The 6,041-nt window shown below is 67.7% G+C and carries 4 protein-coding genes and 1 pseudogene; 1 reads left to right on the forward strand and 4 read right to left on the reverse strand.

Features of this window, described 5'->3' with window-relative positions:
* The first annotated feature begins 547 nt into the window (after positions 1-547).
* Positions 548-1,243: a hypothetical protein gene (locus AB0L75_RS36635; protein ID WP_365190149.1), complete on the forward strand. Its 696-nt coding sequence runs from the start codon at positions 548-550 to the stop codon at positions 1,241-1,243.
* Between the two features lie 431 nt (positions 1,244-1,674).
* Here AB0L75_RS36635 and AB0L75_RS36640 read toward each other — a convergent pair whose 3' ends face one another.
* From AB0L75_RS36640 to AB0L75_RS36655, 4 genes and pseudogenes are all read right to left on the reverse strand, one after another.
* On the reverse strand, positions 1,675-2,475 hold the full coding sequence (locus AB0L75_RS36640; RefSeq protein ID WP_365190151.1) for an N-acetylmuramoyl-L-alanine amidase: 801 nt from the start codon (positions 2,473-2,475) through the stop codon (positions 1,675-1,677).
* A gap of 538 nt (positions 2,476-3,013) precedes the next feature.
* Positions 3,014-3,157: pseudogene (locus AB0L75_RS36645) on the reverse strand (IS701 family transposase); the annotation flags it as partial.
* Between the two features lie 79 nt (positions 3,158-3,236).
* Positions 3,237-4,412: a S8 family serine peptidase gene (locus AB0L75_RS36650; RefSeq protein ID WP_365190153.1), complete on the reverse strand. Its 1,176-nt coding sequence runs from the start codon at positions 4,410-4,412 to the stop codon at positions 3,237-3,239.
* A gap of 312 nt (positions 4,413-4,724) precedes the next feature.
* Positions 4,725-5,189, reverse strand: coding sequence for a hypothetical protein (locus AB0L75_RS36655; protein WP_365190238.1), 465 nt, complete (start codon positions 5,187-5,189; stop codon positions 4,725-4,727).
* Between the last annotated feature and the right edge of the window lie 852 nt (positions 5,190-6,041).

Consider the following 6,041-nt stretch of genomic DNA (forward strand, 5'->3'; position numbering starts at 1 on the left):
AAACACGACCGACTCAGCACCCTCATCAACACCAGACCACTGCCCCGCACAAACATGGATGCATTACCACACTGCAGATGAAAACGACCTCTAAGTGAGTATTTGAGTACCTGAGAAGTGCAGGACAAGACAGCTATGGAGCGGTTGGAGAGTGCCGCATGGGAGGCTGCGAGAGCCGTTGTCAGAGGCAGTTGGCAAGATCGTGGCTATGAATGGCACTCCTGTCACTCCGCCGCGGCCGCTCGATGTTGCCGCGGTTTTTCCTCAACTGGTCCCGCTGGCACGCACGGCGACCCGGTTGCATCCCCGCCCCGGGGCACCGACGTGGTGGGACAGCTCGGTCAGCGGGCCTCTGCTGTGGCCCGCCGACGAGCCGTGGCCCCATTGCGAGGGCCCTCATGTGGTGGACGGGATGAACCCGGCCCTGTCCCCAGCTGATGTACGGCTGGAACGACAAATCCGTGCCGCCTCGCGCGGCAGGAGCCTGACCCCGCAGGAACGAGAGACCCTTGAGCGAATCCGGCCCCCTCGGACATATCCGGTGAGGGTGGCGGTCCAGCCGTACGACGGTTCCATAGCGATGCTGCCCGTCGCGCAGCTGTACGCACGGGATGTGCCCGATCTGCGCACCCCTGAAGGGGCGGACCTGCTGCAGGTTCTGTGGTGCCCCTTCGACCATCCGATCATGCCGAGGACCGTGCTGGTCTGGCGGTCGGCAGCGACTGTCACCGACATCCTCACCGCGCCCCCCGAACCACCCGCGATGCAGTTCGCCTCCTACCTGCCCGAGCCGTGCCTGCTCCACCCGGAACAGGTCACTGAATACCCCGACCATCTGGAGCTGAGCGCGGAACTGCAGGAGCAGCTCAGGCAGTGGAGTCTGCCGCAGGCAGCCGAGGAGGACATGGACCCGTGGACGTACTACGACTGCGTGCTGTCCAGTGCGCCTGGTTGGAAGGTCGGCGGCTGGCCCGCCTGGGACTCCACTGACCCCGTCCCGCGGCCCTGCCCCGAATGCGGCACTGGGATGGAAGTCCTGCTGACCATCGCCACGTTCGAAGAAGGGGACGACGATGGACGCAGCTGGTCCTCGTCCGAGGACCCAGCTGCTGAACCGTCCTCCGGATCGGAGCACTTCGATCCCAACCAGCCCACCGCGGTCCAGATCGGCAGCGGCTACAGGCAGCAGCTCTACGTCTGCCCGGCGGCACCCGAGCATCCGCACATCGAATTGATGACGTAGCCCGTCGCCCTCTTGTGGGTTGAGAAGCCCGGCTTGTTGTTGGCCACCGGGAGCGTGCAGACATGCTGATGCGCGGTGGAGGTCGGCCGGCCATCGGTCGTGAGCAGCAGGTGGTAGCGGCCCGGACCGGTCATACGAGCCGGATACCTCTCGCCCGGCCCGGCTCACGGACGATCGCCTGCTTCGTCTCCAGCTCGACGAGCTGGTAGCGGCAGTGGCTGAGCCGGCCGACGCCTGATCGGATTCCTGCGCGAGCGCGGCCTGCTTGTCTCGCTGGAACGGGTCCACCACGACCAAGCCGCGGTCCAGCGGCTTCTGGCCGCCCTTCCCGACGGTCTGCGCACATCGTCACCATCACTGAAACGGCCGAAGACCCCGGCACCATGCCCGTTCGTCTCCCCTACCACACCCCGGCCGTCAGGTAGAGCAGGTCAGGCGGTGACCGTGAAGCCGTGCCGTCGGCCGAGCTCGGTCAGGGACAGCTGATCGGGGACGCCGTCCGCCGCGGCGCCTTCGTAGCCGAGGCGCCGCTGCCACGCCGCGTACGCCGTGATGGTGAGGCACTCGAAGTCGCCGGCGTTGTTGATGCTGTCGAGCAGGCCCTCGGCATGCAGCGCCCCCTCGACGAGGCGGACGCCGTCGAGGTAGGGCGGGTGGTCTTGCGCGGCACCCCGGTCGGAGCGGGTCAGGGTGATGAGGCGGCCGAGGTCGATGCTGGGCTCGCCGTCTGTGTCGAGCGCCAGGATCTCCGTCGCGCGGGCGATGATCCGGCCGCGCTGTGCTTTGCGCTTGTCGCCGGGGCAGTGTGGGTGCCCGCCCCAGGCGTCGCCGCCCACACCGTGCCAGGTCAGGCCGGGCTGGGTCGTGCTGTCCACGACGTGCAGCGGCCAGCCGAAGGTGGAGTTCCCCCATGCGTAGATGTGCGCCACCCCCTCCACCTGGGCGGCGGTGAGCGGGGTGTCCGGGTGGCCTTCGGTCTCCACGCTGGCGTAGTACGGGTTGCCCAGATGCTGCGCGAAGGCGTAGTCGACGCCGGTCTCGACGTACTGCTCGATCCGGCCCATGGTGCTGACCCAGAAGTCGGAGCTGACCGGCTTGGCGGGATTGTTGAAGTAGCCGTAGGGGCTGTTGTTGCCATCCTGGACGTGCAGGACCAGGCCTCGGTGTTCGAGGACGCCGTTCTTGTGGGCGTTGACGACGGGCCGCCAGGCGGCGCCGGGCATGCGTGCCATAGGTTCTCCAGGGCATGGCCGAGGCTCCGGCCGGGGCGGCACCGGAGCGGAAGAGGGCGGGACGCCTCGGTCCGAGCGTCCAGCGGGGTGCAGTTCAGAATCTGCATGCCTTGGCCGCGGACCCTGTGGACGACACGGACCGCATTCGGGTGGATGGAGCCGGGCCCGTCACACAGTCCCGCAGCGGACGCCGACGACGCCCGTGCACCGGGTCCACGCAGGACCACTCGATGCACGTCCCTACCTGATCCACCCCAGCCGGTACAGCCATCCAGCACCCCCGGCACCCCGGCACCCCGGCACCCCGGCACCCTCAACGGTGCGACTAGGTCGCTGAGACAGAAGCCCGAACGACTCGGTTCGTTGAGAAAACGACTCGATCGAGTGCGACAGGACATTCGGGCAACAGGTGATGATCAAGTGGGTCCAGAATGTCGTCGAGTTCCGAGAACGCCTCGTCGGCGTGTCGTGGTGTGACGAAGACCAATAGATGGCCCTGAGGGCCTCGGTCAATCGAACCTGATCGAGGCTGCCCGGGGGGTAGGTCCACCAGCAGGCCCAGAACGAGTGCCCGGGCCTGCCGACGGGCCTCGACCCTGGCGAATCGGCCCGCCACACGGGTCATCAGACCGTCGAATATCGACTGCCAGAGCGCAGGGTCGATGCTGTGGCTGACGGCCACCGGCTGATCTTGTGGAGTGCACACCCCCCGGTGATCGACTGCGGCCGTCCCTGTCAGCGGACCTGACCGACCAACAAAATCACGAACGATGGCTGAAATACCGGGCAGCCAACGCACCGAGGCAGCGAATATCCATGGCGGCGCAGGTCGCAGGCACCAGACCCGACGCTGCCCCGCCCCCACTGGCGGTGAACGGCCATCGCGCGGGCGCGTCCCAGTTGTGGTGACCGCCCAGCCTCAGCCCGCGGACGCCGTGGGGGGTGCCGATGCCGGTGGGCGGGTCGTATCCCGGGCCCGCGCAGAAGGTGCCGGCGCAGCCGGTGACGATGTCGTTGAAGTTCTGGGGGCGGGCGTAGGGGTAGGAGTTGGGGAAGGTGCCTGGCGCGGGATTGCCGGCCAGGGCATACATGCCAGCGACCAGCGCGGTGGACAGGCTGGTGCCTCCGAGGACCAGCCAGCCGGTGGCGTTGTTGGGAGGGGGGTAAGTGTCGTAGACGGCCAGGCCGGTGGCGTCGTCCGCGACCGCGGAGACATCGGCGGTGGTGCGGCTGTTGGGGCAGAAGGTGTCGTGCTGGAAGGACGGCTTGGGTTCGAATGCAGAGCAGCCGGAGCCGCTACCCGCCCAGGCAGTTTCGGGGAGGAGGTGCCCCATGGAGTCCCTGGGCAGCGTGGTACCGCCCACCGAGGTGACATAGGGCGAGGCGGAAGGGTAGAACGTCTGGCCTCCGGCGTTGCCCGAAGCGAAGGCGAAGACGACGCCGGGGAGGTTGCGGAGGAGGGTGTCGCCGTAGGTCTCGCCCGGGAACTCGGGGACGGTCCAGCTGTTGGATACGAACTTGGCGCCCTCGGCAGCACCTTGGAGGGTCGCCTGAAACAGGTTGCCGAGGTTGTTGTCGTCGGCTTCGACGACCAGGATCCTGCAGTGCTGGCAGGCCGCGCTGACCGCGTCCACGTCCAGTGACTCCTCGAGCGCCCAAGTGCGATCGGTGGCTGTGGGGAGGTCGGTACCGCCACGTTGGTTGATCACACGCAGGCAACCATTGGCCTTCGTGCACGTCGGCAGGTTGAACTGGCGGTGGTAGACGGCCAGATCACTTTCCAGGTTCGGGTCATGGAAGGGGATGGTGATGGCGACGGTCCGGCCTGCCCCGGTAGGGGGCAGGTGGTAGGCGAGGTGAATATCCCGCGGCCCGAAGCCGCCCGGCTGCTGGCCCGGCTGCAGGGCGCGCCTCGCGGGCACATCGGTACGGACCATCGCCTGGCAGAACGCCCGGTGAGGGTCGTGAGTGTCCGGGCAGACACGCCGGGCTGTCGGGCGCCCTTCGGCCGGACCGGCCGCGCGTGAGGGCCGGGGCCCGTCGCTGGCTGGCGAGGTCTGTGACTGAGCCGTCGTAGAACCGGCGACCAGACTCGCCAGAACCACAGCAGCCGCGGTCAGCGACTTGATCAAGCGCACCCGCATGACGCTCCTTCAGGACAGGGCAAGCACAACCCCACCCCGAGCGTCACTGTGAGCACAGGTGCACCTCATTCCGGCCGACCGACACGTGATTGCGCAACGGACGGGCTAGCAGCTCCGCTGCGACAGCCCGCATCCCCCACATCGGCAGGCCAAACGGTCGGCACCGGGCCTGTGGGTCTGCGGAACGAACGCGTCGACCACACCCTTGCCGGCCTGCAGGCGGATCTCCTCGCGCCGGGCGGTGACATAGGCGCGGACCGTCTGATAGGAGATGCCGACGGCGTCGTGCTCGTCCAGCAACCGGTCGTAGATCCGCTTGACCGTGTGCCGCTGCTTCCGCGGAGCGGTCAGGTCCGCCTTCAGGATGGCGTCGATCACCGGCTTGTAGGGGTCCAGCCGCGTCGCCCGCGGCCTCATCTTCTTCCGCGGCTCCGGCAGGGCCGAGACCAAAGCCCTCTGCACGGTCTCGTAGCCGATGCCGTACTTCCGCATGAGCGCGCGCGTCGACATGCCGGTCCTGGCGTCACGACGGATCGCCGCGTACACATCGGCCTTGGACTTCGGTAGCACCCGGGCCCCCTCGTCGTGCAGAGCGCATCCAGGGTCCCGAAGCAAGCATCGAGGTGTTCTCGAAACTCGGGTTCTGGTCCAACTTCTGGATGCTGTTGGTGATCTCTAGGCCGTCAGCTTTTGGCAGAGCTGCTGGAAGTGGCCGGGTGGTCGTGAGGGAGATGCCGGTGCAGTGCCGGGCGGGAAGCATTCGCTGAGGCGAATGATGTCGGCTCCGGCAGCGGTGAGCACATGCTGGACGTGTGTCTTTGCCAGGCCGTGGTAGCGGCGATGCCGCAGGCCGTCAGCGTGGACAGTTTCTGAGACGAACAACACCGACGGCGCCGCCGCCGGCCTGAGCATCCGGGCCACCACCGCCTACGGCGACATCACCGCCCGCAGCCTCTGACAAGGAACGCCGGCTGTGCACAGGAACGACGCCGGCCGCTTCCAGCACGCGCGCCCCGTGGCCGTACGCCGCCACGTCGGCCGGCGAATCGACCACGAGCGTGGCCAGGCCCAAGTCCGCCAGGCGCGGCAGGGATTCGGCCACCTCGTGGTAGCCGCCGGCCGGCCTGGGTGCGCGGATCGTACGGTGCCGGGCCGAGGTCCTGTTCTCGGTGAAGAGTCTGTGCCGGACTACTTCGTACACGCCTTCGTCAGTTCTCCCGCCGAGTCCTTGACCGGGCCGAGGTCCGGGCTCTCGTCATCGCGGACGCAGCTCGCAGCCCGCTTCGGCCTCGGGGACAGCTGTGCCGAGAACGTCGAGCAGTCCGGCTTGAGCGCGAGCACCCCCGTGAACCCCTGCGGCGAAATCGATGTGCACCATCTCGTACCACTTCGTACCACCTCGTACCACCTCGTCCAACAAGG

Origin of the sequence: Streptomyces sp. NPDC052101 (assembly GCF_040680235.1) — a bacterium.
Taxonomy (GTDB): Bacteria; Actinomycetota; Actinomycetes; order Streptomycetales; family Streptomycetaceae; genus Streptomyces.